General features: G+C 71.7%; 27 protein-coding genes. 14 read left to right on the top strand and 13 right to left on the bottom strand.

Annotation, left to right across the window (positions count from 1 at the left end; genetic code table 11):
• The first annotated feature begins 172 nt into the window (after positions 1 to 172).
• Both KHC27_RS14095 and KHC27_RS14090 read left to right on the top strand, forming a co-directional pair.
• Positions 173 to 1,621, top strand: coding sequence for an aldehyde dehydrogenase family protein (locus tag KHC27_RS14095; RefSeq protein ID WP_213340016.1), 1,449 nt, complete (start codon positions 173 to 175; stop codon positions 1,619 to 1,621).
• A gap of 200 nt (positions 1,622 to 1,821) precedes the next feature.
• Positions 1,822 to 2,580 (top strand): SDR family NAD(P)-dependent oxidoreductase, encoded by a 759-nt coding sequence (locus tag KHC27_RS14090; RefSeq protein WP_213340015.1) that lies wholly within the window; start codon positions 1,822 to 1,824, stop codon positions 2,578 to 2,580.
• Between the two features lie 42 nt (positions 2,581 to 2,622).
• Here the strand turns inward: KHC27_RS14090 and KHC27_RS14085 are convergent, their stop codons facing one another.
• The 3 genes from KHC27_RS14085 to KHC27_RS14075 all read right to left on the bottom strand — a co-directional run bounded on the left by KHC27_RS14085 (position 2,623) and on the right by KHC27_RS14075 (position 5,514).
• Complete coding sequence (locus KHC27_RS14085) at positions 2,623 to 3,405, bottom strand: NAD(P)-binding domain-containing protein (protein ID WP_213340014.1); 783 nt, start codon at positions 3,403 to 3,405, stop codon at positions 2,623 to 2,625.
• Between the two features lie 68 nt (positions 3,406 to 3,473).
• Positions 3,474 to 4,439: a transcriptional regulator GcvA gene (gene gcvA, locus KHC27_RS14080; RefSeq protein WP_246519939.1), complete on the bottom strand. Its 966-nt coding sequence runs from the start codon at positions 4,437 to 4,439 to the stop codon at positions 3,474 to 3,476.
• 1 nt (position 4,440) lies between these two features.
• Positions 4,441 to 5,514: an LLM class flavin-dependent oxidoreductase gene (locus KHC27_RS14075; RefSeq protein WP_213340013.1), complete on the bottom strand. Its 1,074-nt coding sequence runs from the start codon at positions 5,512 to 5,514 to the stop codon at positions 4,441 to 4,443.
• Positions 5,515 to 5,848: 334 nt separating this feature from the next.
• Between KHC27_RS14075 and KHC27_RS14070 the strand changes: the two genes are divergently transcribed.
• The 12 genes from KHC27_RS14070 to KHC27_RS14015 all read left to right on the top strand — a co-directional run bounded on the left by KHC27_RS14070 (position 5,849) and on the right by KHC27_RS14015 (position 16,852).
• Positions 5,849 to 6,580, top strand: a complete 732-nt coding sequence (locus tag KHC27_RS14070; RefSeq protein WP_213340012.1) for an SDR family NAD(P)-dependent oxidoreductase — start codon at positions 5,849 to 5,851, stop codon at positions 6,578 to 6,580.
• Positions 6,581 to 6,622: 42 nt separating this feature from the next.
• Entirely contained in the window at positions 6,623 to 7,705 is a 1,083-nt protein-coding gene (locus KHC27_RS14065) for an LLM class flavin-dependent oxidoreductase (protein WP_213340011.1), read from the top strand.
• Positions 7,706 to 7,891: 186 nt separating this feature from the next.
• A complete protein-coding gene (locus tag KHC27_RS14060) occupies positions 7,892 to 9,127 on the top strand; it encodes a branched-chain amino acid ABC transporter substrate-binding protein (protein WP_213340010.1) in 1,236 nt (411 codons plus the stop codon).
• On the top strand, positions 9,124 to 10,221 hold the full coding sequence (locus KHC27_RS14055; RefSeq protein WP_213340009.1) for a branched-chain amino acid ABC transporter permease: 1,098 nt from the start codon (positions 9,124 to 9,126) through the stop codon (positions 10,219 to 10,221). The genes KHC27_RS14060 and KHC27_RS14055 overlap by 4 nt, the downstream gene beginning before the upstream one ends.
• A gap of 10 nt (positions 10,222 to 10,231) precedes the next feature.
• Positions 10,232 to 11,908 (top strand): branched-chain amino acid ABC transporter permease, encoded by a 1,677-nt coding sequence (locus tag KHC27_RS14050; protein WP_213340008.1) that lies wholly within the window; start codon positions 10,232 to 10,234, stop codon positions 11,906 to 11,908.
• Positions 11,901 to 12,758: an ABC transporter ATP-binding protein gene (locus tag KHC27_RS14045; RefSeq protein ID WP_213340007.1), complete on the top strand. Its 858-nt coding sequence runs from the start codon at positions 11,901 to 11,903 to the stop codon at positions 12,756 to 12,758. Before KHC27_RS14050 ends, KHC27_RS14045 begins: the two co-directional genes overlap by 8 nt.
• Positions 12,755 to 13,474 carry an ABC transporter ATP-binding protein gene (locus KHC27_RS14040; protein WP_213340006.1) on the top strand — a complete coding sequence of 240 codons (720 nt, stop codon included), beginning with the start codon at positions 12,755 to 12,757 and terminating at the stop codon, positions 13,472 to 13,474. Before KHC27_RS14045 ends, KHC27_RS14040 begins: the two co-directional genes overlap by 4 nt.
• A gap of 9 nt (positions 13,475 to 13,483) precedes the next feature.
• Positions 13,484 to 14,023 (top strand): flavin reductase family protein, encoded by a 540-nt coding sequence (locus KHC27_RS14035; RefSeq protein ID WP_246519938.1) that lies wholly within the window; start codon positions 13,484 to 13,486, stop codon positions 14,021 to 14,023.
• A gap of 27 nt (positions 14,024 to 14,050) precedes the next feature.
• Positions 14,051 to 14,806, top strand: coding sequence for an SDR family NAD(P)-dependent oxidoreductase (locus KHC27_RS14030; RefSeq protein WP_213340005.1), 756 nt, complete (start codon positions 14,051 to 14,053; stop codon positions 14,804 to 14,806).
• 48 nt (positions 14,807 to 14,854) lie between these two features.
• Complete coding sequence (locus tag KHC27_RS14025) at positions 14,855 to 15,211, top strand: VOC family protein (RefSeq protein ID WP_213340004.1); 357 nt, start codon at positions 14,855 to 14,857, stop codon at positions 15,209 to 15,211.
• 157 nt (positions 15,212 to 15,368) lie between these two features.
• Entirely contained in the window at positions 15,369 to 16,262 is an 894-nt protein-coding gene (locus KHC27_RS14020) for a DUF2092 domain-containing protein (protein ID WP_213340003.1), read from the top strand.
• Positions 16,259 to 16,852 carry a hypothetical protein gene (locus KHC27_RS14015; protein WP_213340002.1) on the top strand — a complete coding sequence of 198 codons (594 nt, stop codon included), beginning with the start codon at positions 16,259 to 16,261 and terminating at the stop codon, positions 16,850 to 16,852. Before KHC27_RS14020 ends, KHC27_RS14015 begins: the two co-directional genes overlap by 4 nt.
• An 8-nt stretch (positions 16,853 to 16,860) precedes the next feature.
• Here KHC27_RS14015 and KHC27_RS14010 read toward each other — a convergent pair whose 3' ends face one another.
• The 10 genes from KHC27_RS14010 to KHC27_RS13965 form a co-directional block, all read right to left on the bottom strand.
• Positions 16,861 to 17,631 carry an AprI/Inh family metalloprotease inhibitor gene (locus KHC27_RS14010; RefSeq protein WP_213340001.1) on the bottom strand — a complete coding sequence of 257 codons (771 nt, stop codon included), beginning with the start codon at positions 17,629 to 17,631 and terminating at the stop codon, positions 16,861 to 16,863.
• Positions 17,632 to 17,766: 135 nt separating this feature from the next.
• A complete protein-coding gene (locus tag KHC27_RS14005; RefSeq protein ID WP_213340000.1) occupies positions 17,767 to 18,762 on the bottom strand; it encodes a 2-hydroxyacid dehydrogenase in 996 nt (331 codons plus the stop codon).
• A gap of 52 nt (positions 18,763 to 18,814) precedes the next feature.
• Positions 18,815 to 19,759 carry a DMT family transporter gene (locus tag KHC27_RS14000; protein ID WP_343210913.1) on the bottom strand — a complete coding sequence of 315 codons (945 nt, stop codon included), beginning with the start codon at positions 19,757 to 19,759 and terminating at the stop codon, positions 18,815 to 18,817.
• Between the two features lie 93 nt (positions 19,760 to 19,852).
• Positions 19,853 to 20,359 carry a MarR family winged helix-turn-helix transcriptional regulator gene (locus KHC27_RS13995; protein ID WP_213340154.1) on the bottom strand — a complete coding sequence of 169 codons (507 nt, stop codon included), beginning with the start codon at positions 20,357 to 20,359 and terminating at the stop codon, positions 19,853 to 19,855.
• A gap of 83 nt (positions 20,360 to 20,442) precedes the next feature.
• Positions 20,443 to 21,030, bottom strand: a complete 588-nt coding sequence (locus KHC27_RS13990) for an NAD(P)H-dependent oxidoreductase (protein WP_213339999.1) — start codon at positions 21,028 to 21,030, stop codon at positions 20,443 to 20,445.
• Between the two features lie 17 nt (positions 21,031 to 21,047).
• Positions 21,048 to 22,484 (bottom strand): FAD-binding oxidoreductase, encoded by a 1,437-nt coding sequence (locus KHC27_RS13985; protein WP_213339998.1) that lies wholly within the window; start codon positions 22,482 to 22,484, stop codon positions 21,048 to 21,050.
• Positions 22,481 to 23,881: a cytosine deaminase gene (locus KHC27_RS13980; protein ID WP_213339997.1), complete on the bottom strand. Its 1,401-nt coding sequence runs from the start codon at positions 23,879 to 23,881 to the stop codon at positions 22,481 to 22,483. The genes KHC27_RS13985 and KHC27_RS13980 overlap by 4 nt, the downstream gene beginning before the upstream one ends.
• The gene (locus tag KHC27_RS13975) at positions 23,878 to 24,633 is read right to left on the bottom strand and encodes an ABC transporter permease (RefSeq protein WP_213339996.1); all 756 of its coding nucleotides are present in this window, start codon (positions 24,631 to 24,633) and stop codon (positions 23,878 to 23,880) included. The genes KHC27_RS13980 and KHC27_RS13975 overlap by 4 nt, the downstream gene beginning before the upstream one ends.
• A gap of 47 nt (positions 24,634 to 24,680) precedes the next feature.
• Positions 24,681 to 25,514, bottom strand: a complete 834-nt coding sequence (locus KHC27_RS13970) for an ABC transporter ATP-binding protein (protein WP_425514880.1) — start codon at positions 25,512 to 25,514, stop codon at positions 24,681 to 24,683.
• Entirely contained in the window at positions 25,511 to 26,548 is a 1,038-nt protein-coding gene (locus KHC27_RS13965; protein ID WP_213339995.1) for an ABC transporter substrate-binding protein, read from the bottom strand. Before KHC27_RS13965 ends, KHC27_RS13970 begins: the two co-directional genes overlap by 4 nt.
• Between the last annotated feature and the right edge of the window lie 195 nt (positions 26,549 to 26,743).

The following is a 26,743-nucleotide window of genomic DNA, read 5'->3' as shown; positions in this document are numbered from 1 at the left end:
CACCGTCCCGGCGCCCCGCCGCGCACGCGCGTTTCCAGGCCGGTGAAAACGGCCGGCGGCCGGGGCGCGCACGCGCTGGTCCGTTGCGCGGCGGCGGCGCCCGACCTACTGATGCCGCCGTGGTCGCCGGCCCGGCCGGCCGCCGCACCGGGCGTCAAGGAGGGTCGAGAGCATGAAGGCGGATCAGTTCTACATCGACGGTGCCTGGGTGGCGCCGCTGACCGGCGACACGGCGGCGCTGGTCTCGCCCGCCACCGGCGAGGCGCAGGGTGTCGTCGCGCTGGGCGGGGTGGAGGATGTCGCGCGGGCGGTCGCCGCCGCGCGCCGCGCCTTCGAGAGCTGGGGGCTCACCAGCCCGGCCGAGCGCCGCGACCTGATCGCCCGCATCGCCGACATCTATGAGCGCCGCCGGCAGGACATCGCCGACGCCATCCAGGCCGAGATGGGGGCGCCGAGCGCGCTGGCCTTCGGCGCGCAGGCCGGCTCCGGCCTCGGTCATCTCCGCGATTTCGTGCGCGCCATGGACGAGCTGGACTGGGAGCGCCCGCTGTTCCCGAACGACCCGGACAACCGCATCGTGCTGGAGCCGATGGGCGTCGCCGCGCTCATCACCCCGTGGAACTGGCCGATGAACCAGGTGGCGCTGAAGGTCGGTGCCGCGCTGGCGGCGGGCTGCACCATGGTGCTGAAGCCCTCCGAGCTGGCGCCGCTCTCCTCCGTCGTCTTCGCCGAGGTGCTGCACGAGGCCGGGGTGCCGGCCGGCGTGTTCAACATGGTGCACGGCACCGGCCCGGTGGTGGGCGAGGCGCTGGCCGGCCACCCCGATGTCGCGGTGGTGTCGCTCACCGGCTCCACTCGCGCCGGCATCGCGGTGACGCGCACCGGGGCGGCCACCGTCAAGCGCGTCGGGCTGGAGCTCGGCGGCAAGGGCGCCAACATCATCTTCGCCGATGTCGACGTCCACAAGGCCGCGACCCATTCGGCGCGGCACATGTTCAGCAATGCCGGCCAGTCCTGCAACGCGCCCTCGCGCATGCTGGTGGAGCGCCCGGTCTATGAGCAGGCGGTGATGGCCGCCGCCGAGGTCGCCGTGACCACCAATGTCGGCCACCCCGAGGAGGCGGACACCGATATCGGCCCGGTGATCAGCCGCAACCAGTTCGAGCGCATCCAGTCGCTGATCGAGGCGGGCATCGCCGAGGGCGCGCGGCTGGTGGCGGGCGGCCCCGGCCGCCCGGCCGGGCTGGAGGGCGGCTTCTACGTGCAGCCCACCGTCTTTGCCGACGCCGACAACACCATGACCATCGCCCGCGAGGAGATCTTCGGGCCGGTGCTCACCATCATCCCGTTCGACACCGAGGAAGAGGCGGTGGCGATCGCCAATGACAGCGTCTATGGCCTCGCCGCCTATCTGTGGACCGGCGATGCCACGCGCGCCCGCCGGCTGGCCCGCCGGCTGCGCAGCGGCATGGTGCGGCTGAACGGCACCGACCTGCCCTATGGCAGCCCGTTCGGCGGCTTCGGCCAGTCCGGCGTCGGCCGCGAAGGTGGGGTGTGGGGCATCGAGGAGTTCCTCGAGGTGAAGGCCATCAGCGGCTGGCCGCTGGACAAGGCGGGCTGAGCTTCCGCCCGGGTCCGCCGGCCCGGGCCGGCGGACCCTGCTCTCCCTATCCGCCGGCCGCCTGCGGGCGGCCCACCTGCTCCCCCTGTCCGCCGGCCCGGGCCGGCGGACCCTGCTCTCCCGCTCCGCCGGCCGCCTGCCGGCGGCCCGCCCGTTGCTGAACCAGCCGGCCGTCCGGGCCGGCGCATGAGGGAGGCTCCATGCCCTTCGTCGGCAAGACCTGCATCGTCACCGGCGCCACCGCCGGCATCGGCCGCGCCGTCGCGCGGGAGCTGGCCCGCCAGGGCGCCAGCCTGCTGCTGACCGGCCGCAACGCCGCCGCCGGCGAGGACCTCGCCGCCCAGCTCACGCGCCCGGCGGCCGAGGCGGTGTTCCTCGCCGCCGATCTCGCGGACCGCGCGGTGGCGGACCGGCTGGTGCGCGCGGCGCTGGCGCGCTTCGGCCGGGTGGACGTGCTGGTGAACAATGCCGGCATCCTGATCGACGGCACGGTGGAAGAGTGCTCCGACGCCGAATGGGACCGGGTGCTCGACATCAACCTCTCCACCGCCTTCCGCCTGTCGCGCGCGGTGCTGCCGCCGATGCGTCGGCAGGAGGCGGGGTCGATCGTCAACATCGCCTCCGACTGGGCGCTGATGGGCGCGCGGGGCGCCACCCCCTATGCGGTGTCCAAGGCCGCTCTGGCGCAGCTCACCCGCTGCATGGCGCTGGACTATGCCCCGCAGGGCATCCGCGTGAACGCCGTCTGCCCGGCGGAGACCGACACGGCGATGATCCTGCAGGGCGCTGCCGAGGGCGAGCAGGAGGCGCGGCGCCGGGCGTTGGCGGAGGGCATTCCGCTGAAGCGCATCGCTCACCCCGACGAGATCGCCCGCGTCGTCGCCTTCGTGGCCTCCGATGCCGCGAGCTTCATGACCGGGGCGCTGGTCCCCGTGGACGGCGGCACCAGCGCGCAGTAGGGGGCCGCAGCCGCAGCCGCGGCCGCGCCCTGCTGCCGGACGTCAGCCGCCGGACTTCAGCCGCAGCGAGTGGGCCTCGATCGCGTCCAGCGCCCGCTCGACATCGTCGAACCAGCCTTCGCCGGTGAGGAACTGGCGGCCGCGCCAGTTCAGCCCGCCGGGCGTTTCGTGATGGGCGGGGTCGACCGTCTCGCCCTTCGCCAGCGCGTCGAGGCCGATGGCGGCAAGGCCGGCGAACATGGAGCGGACATAGGCGGCCGCGCTGTCGCCAGCCATGTCGCGCGAGACCAGCCACCCGATCATGCGGTTCTGCAGGGCGAAGTGCGAGGACATCAGCGCGCTGGCGATGGCGATGTTGGCGAGGTCGCTCTCCTTGCTGGCGACGATCAGGTCGCCGAGCCCGCCGAACAGCTCCGCCACCACCGGGTTGTCGGGGTACATCACCACCGGCCCCTTGCGCAGGCGGATCGGCGGCAGGGGGTTGACCCGCACCGCCACCGCGGGCGCGACCTTTTCCGCCACCAGCGCGTGGGGCACGCCGGCAAGGAAGCTCACCACCGTCTGCCCCGCGCGGAACGGCAGGCCGGCCGTGCCTTCCTCGAGCTGCGGCGGGCGCACGCCGAGAAACACCACGTCGGCGCCTTCCACCACCTCGGCGTTGCTCGCCGCCCGCTCGACATTGGGGTGCCGCTCCGCCAGCGCGCGGGACACCGCCTCCGAGCGCGGGGAGACCAGGATGCGGCAGCGCGTGCCTTGGGTTTCCTGAAGACCGTCGATGACGGCGGCGGCGAGCGTGCCGGTGCCGACGAAGCCAAGGCGCAGCATGGGGTGTTCCTGCCGGGGTGGGTTAGGGAAATGGGCGGGATGGGCCAGGGAAGCTTGGGGATGGGGCGTCAGGCGCTCTCGCGGCCCTCGAAGCCGATCCAGCTACGGAATTCCGCAACCGCCGGCTTCTCCGAGAAATCCGGGCTGGTGAGCACGAAGAAGCCGGCGCCGGTCTCGACCTCGATGTCGAAGGGGCGCACCAGCCGGCCGGCCTTCAGGTCGCTTTCGGCCAGCAGGCGGCTCGCCAGCGCGATGCCCTGGCCTTGCACGGCGGCGTCCAGCATCAGCCCGACATCGTTGAAATAAAGCGTCTCCTCGAAGGCGAGCCCGCCTGCGCCGGCGGCGGCGAACCAGGCGCCCCAGAAGCTGCCGCTCACCACCTGAAGCAACGTGTGGCGGCTGATGTCGGAGGGCACCAGCAAAGGCGGGCCCTCGCGCAGCAGCGCCGGGCTGCACACCGGGAACAGCCGGTCCGGCGCCAGCATCTCCACCCGGGCATGGGGCCAGCTTCCCGTGCCCCAGCGAATGGCGACGTCGATGTCCTGGCGGTCGAAATCGACGGGATCGCTGGAGGCGAGCAGCGTGACCTTGAACTGGGGGTGGAGCTGCATGAAGCGCTTCAGCCGCGAGAGCAGCCAGCGCGAGGCGATGGCCGGGGGCGCGTTGACGCACAGCACCACCGGCGCCTTGGGGTCGGCGATGCGCTCGCAGGCCCGCATCAGCAGCGACATCGATTCGCCCACCGCGCTCGCCAGCGCGGTGCCCTCGCGCGTCAGTTCCACCCGGCGCGGCATGCGGCGGAACAGCCGCACCTCCAGCAGCTCCTCGAGCTGGCGGATCTGCTGGCTCACCGCGGACTGGGTGACGCACAGCTCCTCCGCGGCGGTGGTGAAGTTGCCATGGCGGGCGGCGGCGTCGAACACCCGGAACAGGTTGAGCGGCGGCAGCCGGCCCGGCCGGCGCAGCGCCGCGGCACGCGCGGGCTCCGCCGGGGCGGGGGCGGGAAGCCCGTTCTCCTCGGGGAGCTTGGTCATCTCAGGCTGCGTCCTGCAGGCCGGCGTCGCGCAGCTCCACCAGCCCGTCGAGCTGGGGGATGACGTCGCAGCCGAACCGCTCCAGCGAGGCCAGCGTCTCGCGCCGGCCGATGCCGGCGAAGCCCATGAAGCAGGAGAGGTGGGTGGGGCGCAGCGTCTCGATCTCCTCCGCCAGCTTCTCCGCGCAGAAGTCTGCCGGCCCGATCACGGCATTGTCGAGGAAGTCGTCCAGCGGCGGCTCGTCGTTCAGCGGCATCAGCCGCAGGAACGGCCCGTCCTTGCTGGGGTGGACGGTGGAGAGCGGCACGGCGGCGCGGGCGAGGTCGCGCACGCATTGCGCGGCATGGCGGGCGTCGACCGGGTCGTCGGTGACGTAGATGTAGCGCTGCACCGCGAGCGGCATGGTGTCGGCGTTGCCGCCGGCGGCCTGCCAGCGCTCGCAGATGACGTTGCGAAAGGCCTGCGCCGCCGCCAGCCCGCGATGGCCGAAGCTCATGAACGGGGTGCAGCCGCCCGGCACCATGCGGGCGAGGATGTCGGGATGGGAGCTCGCCACGAACACTTCCGGCATGGCGAGGCCGAAGGGGCGCATCGACAGCTCGGTGCGGGGGATCGAGTGGAACTCGCCGGCATATTCGACGATGCCGGAGGTGAGCCCCTGCTCGAGGATGTCCCAGGTCTCCAGCATTTTCTGGTGGCGGTAGTTGGGGTCGACGCGGAAGCGGTCGAACTCATAGGGCTGGTAGCCGCAGCCGAGCCCGAGCACCAGCCGGCCGCGCGTCAGCAGGTCGACGAAGGCGGCCTCCTGCACGAGGCGCAGCGGCTCGTAGAACGGCAGCGCCAGCACCGCCGGGCCGAGCCGGATCTGCCGGGTTTCGGCCGCGACATGGCCGACCATCACCAGCGAGGACGGGCAGATCGAGTGGTTGGTGAAGTGGTGCTCGGCGAACCACGCGACGTCGAAGCCGAAATCCTCCGCCATCCGCACCGTGTCCACGGTGGTGCGCAGCACCGAGGCGGGCGAGGTGTTGCGGTCGTAGAGGCCCATGAGGTTGAAGAGGCCGAGCTTCGTCATCTGATCCCCGCTGCCGCGGCCCTCCGGCGGCCCGATGTCCGGCATCCCGCCGCCGGCGGGTCGCTCCGCCATGCCGGGCGCGGCCACGCCCGCCGCGGAAGCCGACCGTGGGTTGCGCGCCCGCCATTGACCATAGGAAGGGGCCGGGGCCTCGGCAAATTAGCTGTTCTTATGCGTGGCCAAGCCCCACTTGGCGGCCGCGGGCGGGGGCGCTCCAGCTTATCGGAGCATGAGAATTCATCGTTTGCCCCAGCCATGGAGGCACTGTGACACTCCTGTCATGCGGTCCGGCTTCCTCCGCCGGCACCGGCCCCGAACACGCAGCGGAGCCTTCATGAAGGACCATACCATCATCGTCACCGGCGGCGGCAGCGGCCTTGGACGGGCCATCTGTCTCGGCCTCGCGGAGGCGGGGGCAGAGGTCGGCATCCTCGAGATCGACGCCGCCGGCGCCGAGGCCGTGGCTGCCGAGATCGCGGCCAGGGGCGGGCGGGCCTTCACCGTCATCGGCGACATCACCACCCGCGAGGGGGCGCAGGTGCTCGTCGACGCGGCGGTGGCGAAGGCCGGGCGGATCGACGGGCTGTGCAACTGCGCCGGGGTCTATCCCCGCCGGCCGATCCTCGAGATCACCGACGCCGACTGGGACTTCAGCTTCGCGGTGAATGTGCGCGGGCTCTACAACGTCTCGGTCGCCGCCATCGCCCAGATGCAGAAGCAGGGCGGCGGGCGCATCGTCAACATCGCCTCCATCGACGCGCTGAAGGCCCACCCGAAGAACGCCCACTACGCCGCCATGAAGGCCGCGGTGGTGAGCCTGACCAAGAGCATGGGCCTCGCCATGGCCCCGGACAACATCCTCATCAACGGCGTCGCCCCGGCCGGCATCGCCACCGAGAAGGCCCGCAACGCCGGCTTCCTGCCGGAACTCGCGGCGCAGACCGCGCTCGGCCGCGCCGCCGAGCCGGAGGATGTCGCCGACGTCGTCGTTTTCCTGCTGTCGGAGAAGAACCGCTACATGGTCGGCGAAACGGTCGCGATCAGCGGCGGGTACTTCATTCCCTGACCCTCCGGCACCCTTTCCAGCCTCACGCACGGACCAAGCCACATGCATTTCGGCATCTTCAATCTCATGGGATTGCGCGACAATCCCGGCGGCGTCGGCGGGGTGATCGAGGACACCCGCTCCATGGTGAAGCTGGCCGAGGAGATCGGCTTCGAGATCGCCTGGTTCGCCGAACACCACTTCACCAACTATTCCGTCTGCATCTCGCCGCTGATGATGGCGGCCCACATGGCCGGCCAGACGAGCCGCATCCGGCTCGGCGCCGGCGTGGTGGTGCTGCCGCTCTACCACCCGATGCGGGTGGCGCAGGAGATCGCCCTGCTCGACCAGATGAGCGGCGGGCGCGCGGTGCTCGGCGTCGGCACAGGCTACCAGGCCTATGAATTCGACCGCTACGGCGCCGATGTCGCGAAGAAGACCGACATCTTCCTCGAATACTGGTCGATCGTGGAGCAGGCGCTCACGGAAGGCCGCGCCGTCTTCAAGGGCGAGCACATCTCCATCCCCGAGAGCGTGTTCACCGTGCGCGGCGTGCAGAAGCCGCTGCCGCCGATCTACTGCACCTCGCCGCACCCCCCGATCCTGAAGGCGATCGCCAAATGGGGCGGCGTGCCCTTCATCACCGCCGGCTGGCGCGGCACGCCGGCGCTGTTCGGCATCGCCGAGATGGTGCGCGACGCCTGGGTGAAGGCCGGGCTCGACGGCCCCACCATGCCCGTCGCCCTGCAGCAGTACATCCACGTCACCGACAGCGCCCAGGAGGCGATGGAGGCGGCCGAGCGCGCCCGCTATGTCGGGCGCATGGTGCATGGGCTGCGCTCCAACGTGCTGACGCTGGACGGCTCCTTCGTCGTCGCCGACCCCATTCCCGACGAGCCGCCGCTGGAAACCTTCCGCGACAACCTGCTGATCGGCGATCCTCATCTCGTCGCGGAGAAGCTGGTGGCGGAAATCCGCCGGCTCAACCCGCAGCACTACAACGGCTTCTTCCAGTTCGGCGACATGCCGGTGGCCCGCGCGCGCCGCTCGCTGGAGCGCTTCGGCGCCGAGGTGCTGCCGCTGGTGGAGCGCGAGGTGGGCCCGCTCGCGGCGATCGGAACCCGGGTGCCCGCCGCGGCGGAGTGAGGCGGCGCGGCACCCGCCCGCGCGCCTGATCCGGTTGCGTCCGTGAACGACAGGTGCCCCCGGCGTCCGCGCCGGGGAAGGAGACGCCGTGCCCGGCGCCGACGCCGGGACGGCACGAGACAGGCCTGCCGACCAAACGACGCGGCCGCCAAAGGCCGCGCGCTCCCAACCAGAGGAAGGACCGACATGAAGAAGCTGTTGCTCTCCGCGGCGAGCCTCGCCGCGGTGCTGCTCGCCACCGCGCCGATCCGGGCCGAGACGCTCGGCCCCGTCACCGACCCGCTCGGGGTGGTGAAGATCGCCAAGGGTCAGCCGGTGCTGATCGGCGGCTATTCCTCGCAGTCCGGCGGCGACACCAACCAGGGCATCGACGAGCTGCGCGGTGCCGAGGTCGCCATCAAGGACTTCGGCGGCGCCGTGCTCGGCCACCCGGTGAAGCTGCTCGGCGAGGACGCCCAGTGCACCGCCGAGGGCGGCCAGACCGCCGCCACCAAGCTCGCCGGCAACAAGCAGATCCTCGCCGTGCTGGGCCCAAGCTGTTCCTCCGGCGCCCGTGTCGGCGCCCCCATCCTGTGGCGCGCCGGCATTCCGAGCGTCGCCATCGGCGCCACCGCCCCCGCGCTGACCGCGCCGGACCGGCCGGACGGCTTCAAGGGCTTCCAGCGCGTGGTGCCGAACGACCTGAAGAGCGCCAAGTTCACCGCCGACTACGCCTATGACGTGCTCGGCCTGAAGACCGCCGCCACCATCCACGACGGCAGCCCCTACACCGAGCAGCTCGTCCGCGCCTTCGAGAAGGACTTCGCGGCCAAGGGCGGCACCATCGTCGCCAGCGAGGCGATCTCGCCCAGCGACACCGACCTGCGCCCGGTGCTGACCCGCATCGCCACCAAGAAGCCCGCCCTCATCTTCACGCCGGTCTTCACCTCTTCGGTCGGCTTCCTGATGCGGCAGAAGGACGAGGTCTCCGGCCTCGCCGACACCAAGGTCATCGGCGGCGAGGGCGTGTTCAGCGCCAATGTCATCGAGGCGGTGGGGCCGAAGATCGTCGGCTTCACCATCGTCGGCCCCTCCACCGACCTGTTCTCCAAGCGGTTCCCCGATTTCGTGAAGGCCTTCGCCGCGGAATATGGCGAGGCGCCGATCGGCGGCTTCTCGGCCTATGGCTATGACGCCGCGCTGCTGACCCTCACCGCGATCAAGGCGGTGGGCCAGACCGACGCCGAGGGCAACCTCTATGTCGGCCGTCAGGCCCTGCACGACGCGCTGATGGCGACCAAGGGGCTCGACGGGCTGACCGGCACGCTGACCTGCGACGCCAATGGCGACTGCGGCGCGGCGACCTACGCGATCTGGGAGTTCACCAGCGACGACACGTCGAGCTTCGCGCCCGGCAAGAACCCCAAGCGGATCTATCCGTGAGCGACGCCGCGCGCTCCGCGACGGAGCCCGGCGCCCTCGCCGAATGGCTGCGGCGGTCGACCTGGGTCGACCACATCCTGCTGGCCATTCGCATCGGCGTCGCGGCGCTCGTCCTGGTGGGTCTCGCCGGCGGTCTGACCGCCGGCACCTACTCCGCCGCCGACTTCGCGTCCTTCGCGCTGTTCGGCCTCACCATCGGCAGCATCTACGCGCTCATCGCGCTCGGCTACACCATGGTCTACGGCATCCTGCGCATGATCAACTTCGCCCATGGCGACGTGATGATGGTGGGCTCCTTCGCCGGGCTGTTCGCCGCCGGCGCGCTGAACGACGTGGGCATCGTGAGCGCGTGGCCGCTTCTCGCGCTGCCGCTGGTGCTGGCGGCGGGCATGGCGGCGGGGGCGCTGGTCTCCATCGCCATCGAGCGGATCGCGTACCGTCCCTTCCTGCATGTGCGCTCGCTGGCGCCGCTGATCTGCGCCATCGGCATGTCGTTCATCCTGCAATACGCCGCCCGCGGCCTGTTCGGCACCCGCAACCGGGCCTATCCCGGCTTCGGCTGGATGGAGGGCACGATCGGGGCCTTCGGCCTCACCATCCCGATTCCGCAGGTGGTGGCCTTCGCCGCGGCGCTGATCGTGCTGGCGGGCCTCCTGGCGGTGGTGAAGCTGAGCCGGCTCGGCAAGGCGATGCGCGCGGTGGCGGAGGATCGCGACGCCGCCGCGCTGGTCGGCATCGACGTCTCGGCCGTCATCGTCGCCACCTTCGCCATCGGTGGGGCGATGGCCGGGGTGGCCGGCGTGCTCTATGCGCTGGTCTTCAAGCAGATCACCGTCTTCATGGGCTTCTTTCTCGGGGTGAAGGGCTTTGCCGCCGCCATTCTCGGGGGCATCGGCAATCTCGGCGGGGCGCTGCTCGGCGGGCTGGTGCTGGGCCTTGCCGAGGCGCTCGGCCCGGCGCTGATCCTGGAGGGCTACGGCCTGCCCGCGCCCTACCAGCTCAAGGACGTGATCGGCTACGGCATGCTGGTGATGATCCTCATCTTCCGGCCGCAGGGCCTGCTCGGCGAGCGGCTCGCCGCCAAGCGGGCGTGAGGGAGGCGTCATGTCGTTCAACACCGTCACCTCCTCCTTCAAGGTCACCCGCCGCCGCCGGGCGCCGCTGGCCGAGGCGGCGCGGGTGGGGCTCATCGCCGGCGCCGCGCTGGTCGCCTTCGCGCTGATCGGCGCCTATGCCGCGATGGACAAGCGCCATGTCGTCGAGGACCTGCTCACCCTGTCGCAGATCGCCTGCGGGCTCATGGTCTTCGCCGCCGGCTACGCCACGGCCCGCGACGGCCGCAGCGGCCCGGCCGCGGCGCTGCTGCACGGGCTGGTGGCCGGTGCGGTGGCGGGGGCGTGCCTCGCGCTGCTGGTGTGGCTCACCGTCTCGGTGAACCTGCGCGCCACGCTGGTGGCGGCAAGCCCGGCGCTGGCGCGGGCGCTCAGCCTCGGCGCGCCGGTCGCCTCCACGCAGGCGCTGGCGCAGCTTCCGGTGCTGGGGGCGCTGCTCGCGGGCCTCGGCGCGGCGGTGGGCCTGCTGCCGCCGGCCGGGCGGCACGCGATGACCACCGGGCTCGGCGTGGTGCTGGTGGCCGGGCTGTTCCGCGACGTCTTCGCCAGCATGCTCGACAACCTGCCCGATTTCACCGGGCCGGAGATCGAGCTGTTCGGCCCCAGCGGTCTCAATCCTGGCGCGGCGCCGGTGCTGTTCGCCGCGGGGGCGGCGTTTTCCCTGCTGCGCCGCCGCCTGACCCGCCGCGCCGGCGTGCCGCGCTCCGGCGCCTCCCGGCTGGGGTCAGCGCTTCTGGTGGCCGGCGTGCTGGTGCTGCCGCTGGTGACGAACGACTTCGTGGCGCAGGTGGCGATGCTGGTGGCGCTCTACATGCTGATGGGCATGGGGCTGAACATCGAGCTGGGCCTCGCGGGGCTGGTCGATCTCGGCTTCGTCGCCTTCTTCGCGGTGGGCGCCTATACGGTGGCGCTGATGTGCTCCTCCGGGCCGCTGGCGGTGGCCGACGTCTCGTTCTGGCTGGCGCTGCCGGTGGCGATCGTGCTGGCCGCCTGCGCCGGGCTGCTGTTCGGCCTGCCGGTGCTGCGGGTGCGCGGCGATTATCTCGCCATGGCGACGCTCGGCCTCGGCGAGATCATCCGCGTGCTGGTGCTGTCCGACGCGCTCGGGCCCTATCTCGGCGGCTCGCAGGGCATCATCGAGATCCGCCACCCCAGCCTGTTCGGGCTGGAGCTGAAATCCCCCGCCTCGCTCTATTACCTCGCCCTGGCGCTGGCGGCGGTGGTGGCGTTCGTCTCCTGGCGGCTGCAGCACGCGAAGATCGGCCGCGCCTGGCTCGCCATGCGCGAGGACGAGGACGTGGCGCAGGCGCTGGGCATCGACCCGGTGGCCTCCAAGCTGCTGGCCTACACCATCGGCGCCGCCTTCGCCGGGGCGGCGGGGGCGGTGTTCGCGGCGCTGATCGGCTCGGTGTACCCGCATTCCTTCCAGCTTCTGGTGTCGATCAACGTGCTCGCCATCCTCGTCATCGGCGGGCTGGGCTCGCTGCCCGGGGTGCTGGTGGGGGCGATCGTCCTCATCGGCCTGCCGGAACTGCTGCGCGAGTTCGGCGAGTTCCGTTACCTCTTCTACGGCATCGCGCTGGTGGCGATGATGCATGTGCGCGCCGAGGGCCTGTGGCCCGCGGCCCATGCGCGGGAGAACGTCCAGCCGGAGAACGCCCATGCGTGAGGTCTCTACTTCCCCGCCGCTGCTGGAGGTGCGTGGCCTCAAGAAGGCGTTCGGCGGCATGATCGCCATCCAGAACGTCGATCTGTCGGTGGCGCAGGGCGCGGTCCACGCCATCATCGGGCCGAACGGGGCGGGCAAGACCACCGCCTTTAACTGCATCACCGCCTTCGTGCCGCCGACCAGCGGGCGCATCACCCTGGCGGGCGAGCGCATCGACGGGCTGCCGGCCCATGTGGTGGCCCGCCACGGCATCGCCCGCACCTACCAGAACGTGCGGCTGTTCCCCAACATGACGGCGCTGGAGAACGTGCTGGTGGGCCAGCACCGGCGGCTGCACGCCACCTTCTGGGAGGCGATCGCCGGCAGCGGACGCTTCCGCCGCGAGGAGGCGGAGGCGAGGGTCCGGGCGCTCGACATGCTGGACTTCGTCGGCATTCCCCACCGCGCCGGCCATCTCGCCCGCAACATGCCCTATGGCGATCAGCGCCGGCTGGAGATCGCCCGCGCCCTTGTCGGCGGGCCGCGGCTGCTGATGCTGGACGAGCCCGCCGCCGGCATGAACCCGACCGAGGGCCGCGCGCTGGTGGACCTGATCGAGCGGGTGCGCGACCGGCTGGGGGTCACCGTGGTGCTGATCGAGCACCACATGCGGGTGGTGATGGCGGTGGCCCAGCGCATCACCGTCTTCGACCGCGGCGCGGTGCTGACGGAGGGCTCTCCCGCCGAGATCCAGGCCGACGAGCGCGTCATCGCCGCCTATCTCGGCCGGCGTTCCGGGGCGAGCGGGCCGGCGCCGGCGCCGCTGGAGCCGGTCGTGCCCGCGTCCCGGCTGGAAGCGAGGATCGCATGAGCAAGGCACTCGACGTCCGCGACCTCACCGTCGCCTATGGCCAGATCGCGGCGGTGCGCGGGGCGAGCTTCACGGTGGAGCCCGGCGAGATCGCCACCATCATCGGCGCCAACGGGGCGGGCAAGACCACCATCCTCAACGCGCTGTGCGGCCTGCGCGACGTGCGGGCGGGCACGGTGACGCTGGGGGGTGAGGACATCACCCACCTTCCCCCGCATGAGCGGGTGCGCCACGGCCTCGCCCAGGTGCCGGAGGGGCGCCGGCTGTTCGGCCGCATGAGCGTGGCGGAGAATCTGGAGATCGGCGGCTATGCCCGCTCCGATCACGCTGCGCAGAAGCACGACCTCGACCACGTTCTGGAGCTGTTTCCGCGCCTGCGCGAGCGCTACCGCCAGCTTGCCGGCACGCTGTCGGGCGGCGAGCAGCAGATGGTGGCGATGGGCCGGGCGCTGATGGCCAAGCCCCGCGTGCTGCTGCTGGACGAACCGACCATGGGTCTTGCCCCGCAGATCGTCGACCTCGTGCTCGACGCGGTGCGCCGGGTGAACCGCGAGGGCGTCACCGTGCTGCTGGTGGAACAGAACGCCTATGGCGCGCTGGAGATTGCCGACCGCGCCTTCGTGCTGGAAAGCGGCGAGATCACCCTCACCGGGCACGGGCTGGAACTCATCAACCACGAGCGGGTGCGCAGCGCCTATCTCGGGCACGAGGCCTAGGGGGCGGGAATGACAAGCACGGGCGTGGCAGAGACGGACGGGGCGGCGGCCGGCGCGGCCGCCATGGCGGCGGCCGCCGATTTCCGCGCCGCGATGCGCGAACTCGCCGGCGGCGTCACCATCATCACCGCCGCCGGTCCGAATGGCCCGCGCGGGCTCACCGCCACCGCGGTGTGCTCGGTGTCGGCGGAGCCGCCGACCCTCCTCGTCTGCGTCAACCGCGCCACCGAGGGGCACGGCGCCATCGACGGCGCCGGGTCCTTCTGCGTGAACGTGACCGCCACCGAGCATCGCGACCTCGCCGAGCATTTCGCCGGGCGCGGCGGGCTGCGCGGGGCGGAGCGCTTCCTTCACGGCCGGTGGGACACGCTGGCGACCGGCGCGCCGGTGCTGGCGGATGCGCTGGCGGCGTTCGACTGCCGGGTGATCCAGCGGCTCGACTGGGGCACCCATACCGTCTTTCTCGGCGCCGTGGCCGCGACCCGCATCGCCGCCGCCGAGCGGCCGGCGCTGGTCTATCGCGGCGGCGCCTTCCATGCCGCGGGCTGACAGGGCGGAACCGGAGGGGAGGGCGTCATGACATCGCTGGAAGGACAGGTGGCGCTGATCACCGGCGCCGGCTCGGGCATCGGCCGGGCCATGGCGGTGGCCTTCCTCGCGGCGGGCGCGCGGGTGCTGGCGGTCGACCGGCTGGCGGAGGGGCTGGAGGGGCTGGCCTCTTCGGTGAGGGCGCCCGAGAGCCTCGCCCTCCACCATGCCGACCTCACCGACCCCGTGGCGATCCGCGGCATTCTGGCCGCGGCCGAGACGCGGTTCGGGCCGGTGGATGTCGTCTGCAACAATGCCGGCATGCTGGACCGCATGATGCCGCTGGACGAGACCGACGACCCGCTGTGGGAGCAGGTCATGGCGGTGAACCTCACCGCGCCGATGCGCCTCACCCGCGCCGCGCTGCCTGCCATGCTGGCGCGTGGACGGGGCGTGTTCGTCAACACCGCCTCCATCGCCAGTTTCCAGGGCGGGCGCGGCGGCGTCAGCTACACCGTCTCGAAGCATGGGCTGCTCGGGCTCACCCGCGCCGTCGCCGCCGCCTATGGCGCCCAGGGCATACGCTGCAACGCGGTCGCGCCCGGCTCGGTGAAAACCAGCCTCGCGGCCGGCGCGCCGCCGTCCGAGGCGGGGTGGGAGCTGCGCCAGAAGGGGCTGGCCACCCGCCCCCCGCAGGCCGAGGCCGGCGACATCGCGCCGGTGGCGGTGTTCCTCGCCTCTCCCGAGGCCCGCTATCTCAACGGCGCGCTCATCGTCGCCGATGCGGGCTGGACCGTCTACTGAGCCCGGCCGCGGCGCGCGGGCGCCCGCCGGCGACACGCGGAGCCGAACATGTCCATCCGAAAGCTGCAGAATGTCGTGGTCGCCGCCGGCGACATCGCCGCCAGCCGCCATTTCTACGAGACGCTTCTCGGTCTCGTGCCGAAGTTCGTCGATGGCGAGCGCTGGGTTCAGTACGACGCCGGCGGCGCGAATTTCGCGGTGGGCTCGGCGCAGGAATATCCTGAAGGTGCCGCCGGCGCGGTGGCGGTGTTCGAGGTGGGCGACCTCGACGCCCGCGCCCGGAGCCTCGCCGAGGCGGGCACGCACATCGTCGGCATGCGGGACATGGGCAGCCATGGCCGCACCCTGACCGTGGTCGACCCCGCCGGCAATGTCCTCCAGCTCTTCCAACGCGCCGCCTCCTGATGCGCCGGCCGGCGGGGGTGTTGCGGGCCGCGAAGGCGCGTGACGGAGCGGCAGTAGTCGTGCCAGACTGTCCCGCCGCCCGCAGAGGCGGTGTGAGATGAGGGTGCCGGGTTCCGGCGTTCCGAGCGTCGGCCATCGGTTCCCCGAGGGAGACGACATGTTCAGACCCGGACGAGGCGCCCCGCGCGGCGCCCGTGCGGCGGCGCTGCTGGCCGCGGCGCTGCTGTGGGGGGCGATGCCGGCGCGGGCCGAGGAAACGCCTCCGGCCGCTTCCGCGCCCCCGGCGGCTTCCGCCGCCACACCTTCCGCTTCAACGCCTGCCGCCGCCACGCCTTCCGCTTCAACGCCCGCCGCTTCAACGCCCGCCCCGCCCGCCGTCGACCCCGCCGCGCTGGAAGCGCTGCAGCGGATGGGCGGCTATCTCGCCAGCCTCAAGGCATTCGACCTGTCCGCCGCGACCACGGCCGAATCCGTGCTCGACGACGGGCAGGACGTCGAGATCGCCGGAACGCTGCACTATCAGGTGCGCCGCCCCGACCGGTTCCGGCTCGACATCCGCACCGACCTGATGGAGCGCAGCATCTATTTCGACGGGCACTCGTTGGTGGTGGTGGCGCCGCAGGAGGGCTATTTCGCCGAATTCGCGGTGCGTCCCACCATCACCGAGGCGCTGATCGAGGCCGCCCGCTCCGCCGGGCTGCGGCTGCCGCTGGTCGCGCTGTTCGACTGGGGCACCCCGGACGCGCCGGTGCGGCTGGTGGAGAAGGCGATGCGGGTCGGTGTGTCCAGCGTAGGCGGGTCCGCCGCCACCCACTGGGCTTTCCGCAGCCCCGGCTATGACTGGGAGGTGTGGATCGCCGACGGCGCCGCGCCGCTGCCACTGAAATATGCCTTCGTCGATCTGCGCCATCCCAACTGGCCGCGCTTCGACGCGGTGCTGAGCTGGCGCGAGGTGGAGCCGGCGGAGGCGGCCTTCGTCTTCGCGCCCGGCCCGGACATGACGCGCATCAAGGTCCGCCCGGCGGACGAGATGGTGGGAGGCACGCCATGAGCGGGCGCACAGGAGATCGGGCTGCGCTGCGCGCTGGGGTGGCCGGTGCCGTGCTCGCGCTGGTGGCATTGGCCGTGCCGGCCGCCGCGCTGCTGCCCGCACCCGCCTTCGCCCATGGCGGAGGAGGCGGCGGCGGAGGAGGCGGCGACCACGGGGGCGACCATGGCGGCGATGGCGGCATGGCCGGCGGCGGCTTCGGCGGTGGCGGCACCGGCGGCGGCACCGAGGGCGGCTTTGGCGGTGGCTTCGGCGGGCATGGCTTCGGCAGCGTCGCCGGCTCGCCCGCGACCCGCGAGATCGACACCGACGGCAGCGGCGCCTATCACGCCCTGACCCCAGGGCCCACCGCCTTCCATCCCCCCGGCGGCTATTGGCCGGGCTTCTTCAGCACCGGCAGCAATGGCGGGGAGAATGACGACCACGCCCTGACCGGCAATGTGCCGCTGGGCGCCGTCGCCTATAAGCTGCCGTCGAGCTGCGCGGCGGAAAAGATCGGCGGCGTCGGCTATCGCCGCTGCGGCAACCGCTGGTATCAGCCGAGCTTCTCCGGCACCAGCGTGGTCTATCAGGTGGTGGCGCCGCCGAAATAGCCGGCGGGTCAGGGACGGGTGAGCACGAGCGGCCGGCTGCCCGCCGGCATCTTGGCCCACCCGCCCTCTTCCTGCGCCACGAAGCGAAGGGGCGGGCCGCTGGCGGGCAGCAGCAGCAGGTCCAGCCCGTCCAGCCGCCAGCTCTGCAGGGCGAAGCGGCCGAACAGCGGGGCGCAGGCGGGCTCGGCCACGGCCGGCAGGCGCCCGGCGCTGTCCGGCTCGGGCTTCAGCTCGACGCGGCAGGCAGGCCCGCCATCCGCCCGGCCGAGGCTCCAGGGGCCGGCGAGCTCGGCCGGCTCCGGCACCCGGCTCGGTTCGGCGAGGGCGGGATTGACGAGGAAATAGACCCCGTCATTCTCGCGCAGCGCCTCCCAGGTGCCGGCGACACCTTCGGTGAACTCCGCGATCAGCCGGCCCTGCCGGGTTTCCAGCAGGATGGAATTGCCCGCCCCCGGCCGCCAGCCGAAGATGTCGGCGGTGAACAGGATGGCCTGGGTGCAGGCCGGCTGATCCAGCTCGACGCCGTAGCGCCCGCCCCCGCCGGTGGCGGGCGTGGTGGTAAGCACCAGCGGGCAGGCACGGTCGCCATCGGCGTTGGTGATGCGGTAGCGCCCGGCAAGGGCCGCGACGGCCTCGGCAGCGGAGCGCCCGGCCGCGCCCTCCGGCGCGCTGCGGCCGGAGGCGGTGTTCGCCCCGGCTGCGGCGCAGCCAACCGGTTGCGCAACGGCGAGAAGAACGAGGCCGAGCGCCGTGGCGACGAACGGGCGAGAACGGAACATGCGCGGCTCCGGCGGATCGGCCGACACTGTAGGGCGGGGGCGGACCGGCGCGCAACGCAGGCCGGGGGAGAGGGTCCGCGCGCTCTCCGGGTTAGCGGCGCATCGGCGCGATGCCGCGGCGGGCCCGGCGCCGGCTCACCGCGAGTGCGGCGGCCACGGCGTCTCCGGCACCGGCGTCAGCGGCGGGCGACCGTCGCGCCAGGCGAGAAGATTGTCCACCACGAGCTGGCCCATGGCGTTGCGGGTGACATGGGTCGCCGAGGCGACGTGAGGCAGCAGCACCACGTTGTCGAGCGCGATCAGCTCCGCCGGCACATGCGGCTCATGCTCGAACACGTCGAGGCCGGCGGCGGCGATGGTGCCGTCCTGCAGCGCCCGGATCAGCGCCGGCTCGTCCACCACCGAGCCGCGCGCCACATTGATGAGGACGCCCTCCGGCCCCAGCGCCTCCAGCACGGCGGCGTCGATCATGTGATGGGTTTCGGCGCCGCCGGGCACGATGACGATGAGCACGCCGACCTCGCGGGCGAGCGCGATCAGCTCGGGGAAATGGGGATAGGGCAGGTCGGGCACCGGCCGCCGGGTGTGATAGGCGATCGGGCGGCCGAAGCCGTCCAGCCGGCGGGCGATGGCCCGGCCGATCCGGCCCATGCCGACAATGCCGATGCTGCGGTTCCGCAGGGTGGGGGAGAGCGGAAAGCTTCCCGCCGGCCAGCGGCCCTCGCGCAGGTGACGTTCCGCCTGCGGCAGCCGGCGCACGGTGGACAGGGTGAGCGCGACGGCGAGGTCGGCCACCTCGTCGTCGAGAACCCCGGGCGTGTTGGTGACGACGACGCCGCGCCGGCCGGCCGCTTCCGCGTCCACCGAATCGTAGCCGACGCCGAAATTGGCGACGATTTCGAGCTGCGGCAGCCGGTCCATCAGCGCCCCGGTGACGCGGTGACGGGTGCCGGCGGTGGCGCCGACCCCGGTCGCCACCGCGCGGATGCGCGGGCCGGCCTCCGCCAGCACGGCCTCGCCGTCCGGCCCGTCGAGCCGGTGGACGCGGAAGTGGCGGGCGAGCTGTTCCTCGATCATCGCCATCATCGGCCCGGTCTGGAGAAGTTCGGGGCGGGTATCGTCGACGGCCATGGCGGGCTCTCCTCTCGCTGCGGCCGCGGCCGCGGAATGCAGGGTGGCGGGTTCAGTCGCCCACCGTGGCCTCGATCGCCCGCTCCGCCCGGTCGGCGCGCTCGCGGGCGATGAGGTAGAGGCCGGAGGCGATGACGACGCCGGCACCCGCCAGCGTCCACGGCGTCGGCGTCTGGCCGAAGATGACCCAGCCCGCAAGCACCATCCAGATGATTTCGGTGTAGAGGAACGGCGCCAGCACCGCCGCCGGGGCCCGGCGGTGGGCCAGCACCAGCAGCAGATGGCCGATGCCGCCGTAAAGCCCGGTGAGGGCGAGATTGCCCAGCACGGCAGCGCCTTCCGGCGCGCTCCAGACCCAGGGCAGCGCCAGGCTGGTGAGGCCGGCGCCGAGCGAGGAGGAATAGAACATGGTGGTGGCGGTGGAGTCCGTCGCCGCCAGCAGCCGGGTCGTCACATTGTACAGCGCGTAGCACAGCGCGCTCGCCAGCGAGGCGAGGATGGCGGGGTGGATGTCGGCGACGCCGGGGCGCACCACCAGCAGCACGCCGGAAAAGCCGACCATGATCGCCAGCCAGCGCCGCACGCCGATCCACTCCCCCAGGATCGGCCCCGCCAGCAGGGCGACGAAGAACGGCATGGAGAAGGTGATGGAAATGGTCTGATCGAGCTGGAGATACTGCAGCGCATAGAAATTGCCGAGTGTGGTGCCCAGCAGCAGCAGCGAGCGCACCACCTGCAGCACCGGCCGCCGGGTGCGCCACACCCCCGGCGTCACCCACGGATTCAGCACCGCGCAGGAGAGCACGAACTGGCCCATATAGCGCGCCCAGACGATTTCCATCGCGTTGAGGTGGGTGCCGAGCCACTTCACCGTGGCGTCGAGCACGGCGAAGACGAAGAAGGCGGCGCAGATCAGCCCGATTCCCGCCAGCCGGGAGGAGGCGGCCGCCGGCGGCGCGGGGGCGGGCAAAACGTCAGGGGCGGGGGGCACGGGCACGCGGGGATTCTCGCAAGGAGGCAGCCGACCGCCTCTATAGGTGCGCCGGGCCGCCGGCGCGAGTGCGGCATTGGTCGAAACGCAGGGCCGGCGTCAGGCCGCGTCGTCGGCCACCTCTTCCGGCGCCTCGTCCTCCTCCGGCTCGGCGCCGGCGGGAACGGCGGCGCCGAGCGTGAGAGCGAGGTTCTTCTCCAGCTTGCGCAGCAGCTTGCGCAGGCGCTTGCGGTCCTTGCCGTCGAGCCCGGCGACCATGGTGTCTTCCAGGCTGTTCCAGATGCCGTCGATGGCGCCGGCGCGCTGGCGGCCTTCCTCCGTGAGATAGACCCGAACCAGCCGGCCGTCGCCGTCGGTGGCACGGCGCGTGAGCAGGCCCTGGGCGGAGAGGCGCCCCACCGTCTTGGAGGCGGTGGGCGGGCGAACCTGCAGCGCGGCGGCAAGCTCCGTCATGGTGCGGCCGTCGGTCTCCGCCAGCAGCTTGAGGACGGTTTCCTGTCCCGGGAACAGCCCGAGTTCGGTGAGGTGGCGGGCCGCGAGGGCGCGCTGCAACCGGGCGGCGTGGTGCAGCCGGTGGCCGATGCTCTTGTCCAGCGTGTCTTTCACCGTGGCCCCCGAGCGTTCCAGATGCCACACCATGGCCGCAATCCGGTTCGCCGTCAAAGAGAACCGTGTGCCGGGAAAGCAGCTCATAAGCCGGCGAACCGGGCCTCCACCCGGGCCAGGAAGCGGCGGCGCTTTTCCTCGCCGGCGCTGTCCATGGCGTGGAGCGCCAGCCAGAGCTGGCGTGCCTTCGGGTCGATGATGCCGCCGATGCCCGCCGCCAGCAGGCGCCGGCCCGGCTGGCCGATCCAGCGCCACCACCACCAGGGCGAGCCGAGCGTGGTCACCAGCGCCAGCAGCCGGATGTTGGTGAGGTGCCGCTCCAGCGGGCGATAGGGCTTCGGCATGCCGAAGGTCTCGTAGGGGATCAGCACGCGGTCGAGCCAGCCTTTCAGCATGGCGGGCGGGCCGTACCACCAGGTGGGATAGACCAGCACCAGCGCCTGCGCCCGCTTCACCCGCGCCACATGGTCGGCCACCGGCAGCAGGTTGGTGCCCGGCGTGTGGTAGTCGCGCCGTTCCTGCGCGCCCATCACCGGGTCGAAGCCCTCGGCATAGAGGTCCAGCAGGTCCACCTCGTGTCCGGCCCGGGCGAGGCCCCGCACCGCGGCGTCGCGCACCGCGGCATTGAAGCTCTCCGGTACTGGGTGGCAGTAGACCAGCAGGACGCGCATGGTTCGGCTTCTCCGGCTCAGCTTTTCCGCAGCCCGGGAAACAGATAGGTCCGCGCCGCCGCGAAGTCGAACGCCGGGTCCTCCCAGGCGATCATCTTGTGCGGGTTCAGCAGCCCGCGCGGGTCGGCCTCGCGCTTGAAGGCGAGCTGGGCGGCGTCGGTCTGCTTCATGCCGCCTTCCTCCAGCGTGTAGCGGTGGGGATTGAACACCGGGATGCCGGCCGTCTCGTGCAGCGCGATGATCTCCTCCAGCCGTTCCTCGGTGGTGAAGCGCACCAGCGGCAGGCCGAAACACGTTATCTTGCCGTCGAACCGGACGAATTCCAGATGCGCCGGCACCTCCGCGCCGAGCCGGGCGTGAATGCCGGCGACACGAGCGAGCTGGTCGGGGAAGAGGTAGAGCGTCTGCAGATAGGTGATGGCCGGATCGACCCGCAGCGCCCGCAGCGTGGTGTGGTTCCACGCCAGCTCGTACAGCGGCGGCAGCCCCTTGGCCTCCTCCGGCGCCAGCGTGTCGGACCGGAACAGGAGGTCGCCGCCATGGCGGGCGGTGAAGGCGAGGCAGGCGCCGAGCGCGATCGGCGCCACCATCACCAGCACGACATGCTTTCCATCGGGAAGATATTTGCGGTGCCGGAGGAAATAATCCTGCGGCACCGGCGCCGCGATCGCCGACACCAGCTTCTTCAGGATGGCGTCCTGCTCGCCAAGGCCGTTGCCATAGGCCGCCGCCGCGGCGAAATCGTCGAAGCCGACCATGAGCTCGACCCAGTCGTGGGCCGGCGCGAGCGGCATCTCAACCTCAATGATGATGCCGTTGGTGCCGTAGGCATGGGTCACCTTGGCGAGGTCGTCGCCGGAAAGCCGCAGCCGGCGCGGCTCCGCCTCCATCGTCAGCAGGGTGAGCGCCAGCACGTTGCCGAGATCGCGCAGCCCGCCCCAGGTGATGGAGCCGACGCCGCCCGAACCGCCGGCGATGAAGCCGCCGATCGAGGCGGTGCGGTAGGTGGAGGGGTGGAGCCGGAGCTCCTGGCCGCTGTGCGCCTTCGTCGCGGCGTCGATGTCGGCGATGATCGCGCCGGCCTGCGCCCGCACGAAGCCGGGCTCGATCTCCAGCACCCGGTCGAGGCCGGAGAGGTCGAGCACCACGCCCCCCGCGAGCGGCATGGCCTGGCCGTAATTGCCGGTGCCCGCGCCGCGCGGCGTCACCGGGATGCCGAGGGCGAAGGCGGCGGCGAGCACCCGCGCCACCTCTTCCGGCGTGGTGGCGTAGACGACGAGATCGGCGGTGACCTCGTCGAGCTGGCGCTTGAGCACTGGCGAATACCAGAAGAAATCGCGGCTCTTCTGGCGCAGGATGGCCGGGTTGTCGTCGAGGCGCAGGCCCTCCAGCCGGGCCCGCAGCGCGGCGAGGTCATAGGCTGGGGCCTCCCGGCGAAGCTCCGTGTCGGTCATGGGCGGGCGATCTCCTTTTCCAGCTCGGCGAGATTCGGCGCACGGGCTTCGCTTGGCCGGCCGCCCCGCACCACGAGGCGCGGGGTGCCGGGCCGGGCGAACAGGCCGTGGATCGAACGCGCGCCGGTGATGACGAGGTCGGCCGGCCCGCCGCTGCGCAGCCTGCCGGCATCGAGCCCCAGAACCTTCGCCGGCGCGGCGCCGACGATACGCGGCCAGTCCGCCACCGGATGATCGAGGTGCAGGATGCGGCTCGCCTCCCGCCAGATCTCGATCATGTCGAAGTCGCCATGGGGGTAGAACGGGTCGCGCACATTGTCGCTCGCCACCATCACCTCGATGCCGCGGGCCTTCATCTCGTGAACGAGCGTCACCCCGCGCCAGCGTGGCGTGCGGCCCGGGGTCCGGTCCTGCAAATAGAGGTTGCACAGCGGCAGCGATACCACGGCGAGCCCGGCCCGCGCCGCCTCGTCCAGCGTGCGGTCGACCTGTGCCGCATCCTGCGCGGCCAGCGAGCAGCAATGCCCGACAAGAAGGCGGCCGCCGAACCGGCGGCGGTTGGCGAGGCGGGCGATGGCGAGCAGGCCCTGCGCCGCGGGGTCGTCGGTTTCGTCGGCGTGGAAGTCGAGATCGAGACCGTGGCGCTCGGCGGCGTCGAACAGCGCCTCCAGCCCGGCGGCGAGGTTCGGGCTGGGGTAGAGGAAGGCGCCGAGCACCCCGCCATGGCGGCGCACCGCCGCGACCACCGGCGCCAGCGCCTCGGGGTCGGCCGCCATGTCGATGGTGCACAGGCTCACGCCCTGTATGGCGACGCGCCCGGCCCACTCCGCCCGCAATTCGGCGAAGACGCCCCAGGAGATGTCGGTCTGCGCGCCGAAGCTGTCGAGATGGCTGCGCAGCGCGACGGTGCCGTGGGCATGGGCGCAGCGCAGGGCGAAATCCATCCGCCGGCGCAGGTCCGCCGCGCTCCAGTTTGCCGCCGCGTCCGCCGAGGCAGCGGCGATGGCGGCCTGGAAGCTGCCGTCCGGGTTCGGCGCACGGCTCCAGATGAAGGCCTTATCGAGATGGGTGTGGGCATCGACGAGGCCGGGCAGCACCAGCCGGCCGTCCAGAGCGATACGGGGCAACGCCTCGTCGCCGGCCGGGGTGTCGCCGCTCGCGCTGCCGCCGGCCACATCCTTGCGGCCGCCGTCCTCGCCGGGAAGGTGGCCGGCCGGGGCGATGCGCCCGAGGCGGCCGTGCTCCACCTCGATGTCGACCCGCGCCAGCCCCTCCGCGTCCACCGCCAGCGCGGCGTCCGCCGTCAGGTCAGCGGGCAGCAGGCAGGCCGGCACCCGGGCCCCGGCCAGCCGGTAGCGCGGGGCGGCGAGGCCGGTGAGATCGGGCAGCGCGCTCATCGGCCGGGGTCCAGCGCGCTCTCGTGCCAGCGCCGCAGCGCCAGCCACGATAGCAGGCTCAGCGCGCCGTGGATGAAGATGCCGGTGAGCGAGATCAGCAGCAGCGCCGCGAACATGCGCGGTATGTTGAGCCGGTAGGCCGATTCCACCACCCGGAAGGCGAGGCCGGAACCCTGCCCGGCGGACCCGGCGGCGATCTCCGCGACGATGGCGCCGATCAGCGCCAGCCCGCCGGCGATCCTAAGGCCGCTGAGGAAATAGGGCAGCGCCGCCGGCAGCCGCAGCAGCAGCAGGCTCTGCAGCCGGCTGGCGCCGGACAGCGCGAACAGGTCCCGCAGGTTCGGGTCCACCGAGTTTAGCCCCATCGTGGTGTTGGACAGGATGGGGAAGAAGGCGACGATGAAGGCGCACACCAGCACCGCGGTGTCCGGCTGCAGATAGATCAGCATCAGCGGCGCGATGGCGATGATCGGCGTCACCTGCAGCAGCACCGCGATGGGAAACAGCGACAGCTCGACGATGCGGGCGGAGGCGAACACCAGCGCCAGCAGCCCGCCGCCCGTCACCGCCGCCAGCAGCGCCAGTACGGTGATGCGCAGCGTGACCAGCAGCGAGGCGAACAGCACGCTCCAGTCCTTCACCAGCGTCGCCAGCACCGCCTCCGGCGAAGGCAGCACATAGGGCGGGAGGTTGTTGAGCCGCACCAGCAGGTCCCACGCCACGACCACCACCGCGCCGACCACCAGCGGCATCAGCCACCGGACCGGCGGAAGGGCGGGGCGCCATGTCCGCCGCGGGCTCACGCGAGGCCGCCCCCGCCCGCGCTCTCGCCCATGGCGGCCGCCAGCGCCTGCGAGGTGCGCCGGCACATGCCGGCATAGTCGGCCGAGGTGCGGAACGCCTCGTCGCGCGGCACGTGCGGGTCGATCGCGATCTCCGCCGCCACCTGACCCGGCCGGGCCCGGAAGACGAGGATGCGGGTGGAGAGGAATACCGATTCGAATACCGAATGGGTGACGAACACGACGGTGCAGCCGAGCTGCTTCCACAGGGCGAGAAGGTCGTTGTTCAGCTTGAAGCGGGTGATCTCGTCCAGCGCGGCGAAGGGCTCGTCCATCAGCAGCAGGCTCGGCCGCGTCACCAGCGCCCGGGCGATCGACACCCGCATCTTCATGCCGCCGGAGAGCTCGCGGGGATAGGCGTCGCGGAAGCCGGCGAGGCCGACCCGCTCCAGCGCCTCCTCGATGGCCGGCTCGGCCGCGCGCCGGCTCTGGCCCTTCAGCCGCAGCGGCAGGTGGACATTGCCGAACACACTGGCCCACGGCATCAGGGTTGGCTCCTGGAACACGAAGCCGATGGAGTGGCGTTCCGCCGCCGGCCGGGCATGGTCGATGACGCCGCTGGTGGGGGCGCTGAGGCCGGCGATCAGCCGCAGCGCGGTCGATTTTCCGCAGCCGGACGGCCCGAGCAGGGAGAGAAACTCCCCGTCACGGATTTCCATGTCGAGCCCGGAGAGGGCGGTGACCCCGTTGTCGAACGCCTTGCCCACCCCGCGCAGGGTGAGGATGGGGTCGCCGTGGGCGCCGCGGCTTGCGCCGCCCCCGACCGGTCGTCGGTCGCCGGCGCCGGTCACTGGGGGCGCAGCTCCTTGCCGACACCCTTGTTCACGAATTTCAGCGTGTAGGACTTGGTGTAGTCGATCCCGGCATCCACCACCTTGGCCCGCACCATCTTGTCGAAGAAGCTCTTCATCTTGGCGTCGGTCATGGCGCCGATGCCGGAGGTGAGCGTATCGCCGGAATCGACGATGCCGAATTCCTTCATCTTGGCGATGGAGAAGGCGATCATCTCGTCGGTCATCTCCGGGTTGTCCTGCTTGATCAGGGCATTGGCCTTGGCATTGTCGCCATAGAGATAGTTGTACCAGCCGATGATCGAGGCATCGACGAAACGCTGCACGAGGTCCGGGTTCTTGTCGGCGAGATCAATCCGGGTCTCGATCGTGGTGGAGTAGGTGTCGAAGCCCTGGTCGGCGAGCAGGAACAGCGCCGGCTTGAAGCCGCCCTGCTTCTCCACCGCGTAGGGCTCGGAGGTGATGTAGCCCTGCATCGCGCTGTTCTTGTCGACGAGGAAGGGCGCGACGTTGAAAGTATAGGGCTTCACCTGGGCCTCGCTGAAGCCGAAATCCTTCACCAGCCACTGGTAGTAGCTGGCGAGCCCCTCCTTGGAGATGAAGAGGGTGCGGGTCTTGAGATCGGCGAAGCTCTTCACGTCGGGATGGGCGATGAGGACCTGCGGGTCCTTCTGGAAGATGGCGGCGACGACGGTGGTGGGGATGCCCTCCTTCACCGAGTCGAACGCCTGCAGCATGTTGGCGCCCATGTAGAAGTCGATCTTGCCCACCGGCAGCAGCAGCCGGTTGTTGGCCTGCGGCCCGCCCGGCAGGATGCGCACGTCAAGGCCGTATTTGGCATAGGTGCCGTCGACCACCGCCTGATAGAAGCCGCCATGCTCGGCCTGTGCGACCCAGTTGGTGCCGAACGTCACCTTGTCCGCCGCTTGCGCCGGTGCGGCGGTGAGGGCGCCGGCCGCGCCGGCAAGGCCGAGGCCGATCAGCAGGGCGGCGCGCAGCAGCCGCGAGCCGAGAGGGCGGAAACCGAGGCGCATCAATGTCTCCCCATGCAAAGCGCTTAGGCCGGATGGCGGCATATTAGGCGAGCCTAACGCGGATGCATATGCCGTCCGCGGCGGCCTGCCAAGCGTCCACGGCTGCCCCGAAATTCCGTTACGGAATCCCCCGGGGCGGGGTACAATCGTGGCGTCGTCGGCAATGGCGCGGTCCGTGGTCTCCGGGGGGAGGGT

The organism is Ancylobacter lacus (assembly GCF_018390635.1).
GTDB lineage: Bacteria > Pseudomonadota > Alphaproteobacteria > Rhizobiales > Xanthobacteraceae > Ancylobacter > Ancylobacter lacus.
Note: the sequence above shows the minus strand (reverse complement) of the source record. Positions and strands in the feature narration are given on the sequence as shown.

What these genes read in the sequence shown, in the direction of transcription:
- KHC27_RS13990 (WP_213339999.1), bottom strand. Translation starts at nt 21,030, where the DNA reads ATGCGCGTCCTGCTGGTCTACTGCCACCCAGTACCGGAGAGCTTCAAT.
- KHC27_RS14025 (WP_213340004.1), top strand. Translation starts at nt 14,855, where the DNA reads ATGTCCATCCGAAAGCTGCAGAATGTCGTGGTCGCCGCCGGCGACATC.
- KHC27_RS14070 (WP_213340012.1), top strand. Translation starts at nt 5,849, where the DNA reads ATGAAGGACCATACCATCATCGTCACCGGCGGCGGCAGCGGCCTTGGA.
- KHC27_RS13965 (WP_213339995.1), bottom strand. Translation starts at nt 26,548, where the DNA reads ATGCGCCTCGGTTTCCGCCCTCTCGGCTCGCGGCTGCTGCGCGCCGCC.
- KHC27_RS14075 (WP_213340013.1), bottom strand. Translation starts at nt 5,514, where the DNA reads ATGACGAAGCTCGGCCTCTTCAACCTCATGGGCCTCTACGACCGCAAC.
- KHC27_RS14050 (WP_213340008.1), top strand. Translation starts at nt 10,232, where the DNA reads ATGTCGTTCAACACCGTCACCTCCTCCTTCAAGGTCACCCGCCGCCGC.
- KHC27_RS14095 (WP_213340016.1), top strand. Translation starts at nt 173, where the DNA reads ATGAAGGCGGATCAGTTCTACATCGACGGTGCCTGGGTGGCGCCGCTG.
- KHC27_RS14045 (WP_213340007.1), top strand. Translation starts at nt 11,901, where the DNA reads ATGCGTGAGGTCTCTACTTCCCCGCCGCTGCTGGAGGTGCGTGGCCTC.
- KHC27_RS14040 (WP_213340006.1), top strand. Translation starts at nt 12,755, where the DNA reads ATGAGCAAGGCACTCGACGTCCGCGACCTCACCGTCGCCTATGGCCAG.
- KHC27_RS14035 (WP_246519938.1), top strand. Translation starts at nt 13,484, where the DNA reads ATGACAAGCACGGGCGTGGCAGAGACGGACGGGGCGGCGGCCGGCGCG.
- KHC27_RS14085 (WP_213340014.1), bottom strand. Translation starts at nt 3,405, where the DNA reads ATGCTGCGCCTTGGCTTCGTCGGCACCGGCACGCTCGCCGCCGCCGTC.
- KHC27_RS14090 (WP_213340015.1), top strand. Translation starts at nt 1,822, where the DNA reads ATGCCCTTCGTCGGCAAGACCTGCATCGTCACCGGCGCCACCGCCGGC.
- KHC27_RS14065 (WP_213340011.1), top strand. Translation starts at nt 6,623, where the DNA reads ATGCATTTCGGCATCTTCAATCTCATGGGATTGCGCGACAATCCCGGC.
- KHC27_RS14020 (WP_213340003.1), top strand. Translation starts at nt 15,369, where the DNA reads ATGTTCAGACCCGGACGAGGCGCCCCGCGCGGCGCCCGTGCGGCGGCG.
- KHC27_RS14060 (WP_213340010.1), top strand. Translation starts at nt 7,892, where the DNA reads ATGAAGAAGCTGTTGCTCTCCGCGGCGAGCCTCGCCGCGGTGCTGCTC.
- gcvA (WP_246519939.1), bottom strand. Translation starts at nt 4,439, where the DNA reads ATGACCAAGCTCCCCGAGGAGAACGGGCTTCCCGCCCCCGCCCCGGCG.
- KHC27_RS13980 (WP_213339997.1), bottom strand. Translation starts at nt 23,881, where the DNA reads ATGAGCGCGCTGCCCGATCTCACCGGCCTCGCCGCCCCGCGCTACCGG.
- KHC27_RS14030 (WP_213340005.1), top strand. Translation starts at nt 14,051, where the DNA reads ATGACATCGCTGGAAGGACAGGTGGCGCTGATCACCGGCGCCGGCTCG.
- KHC27_RS14010 (WP_213340001.1), bottom strand. Translation starts at nt 17,631, where the DNA reads ATGTTCCGTTCTCGCCCGTTCGTCGCCACGGCGCTCGGCCTCGTTCTT.
- KHC27_RS13975 (WP_213339996.1), bottom strand. Translation starts at nt 24,633, where the DNA reads ATGCCGCTGGTGGTCGGCGCGGTGGTGGTCGTGGCGTGGGACCTGCTG.
- KHC27_RS14005 (WP_213340000.1), bottom strand. Translation starts at nt 18,762, where the DNA reads ATGGCCGTCGACGATACCCGCCCCGAACTTCTCCAGACCGGGCCGATG.
- KHC27_RS14015 (WP_213340002.1), top strand. Translation starts at nt 16,259, where the DNA reads ATGAGCGGGCGCACAGGAGATCGGGCTGCGCTGCGCGCTGGGGTGGCC.
- KHC27_RS13985 (WP_213339998.1), bottom strand. Translation starts at nt 22,484, where the DNA reads ATGACCGACACGGAGCTTCGCCGGGAGGCCCCAGCCTATGACCTCGCC.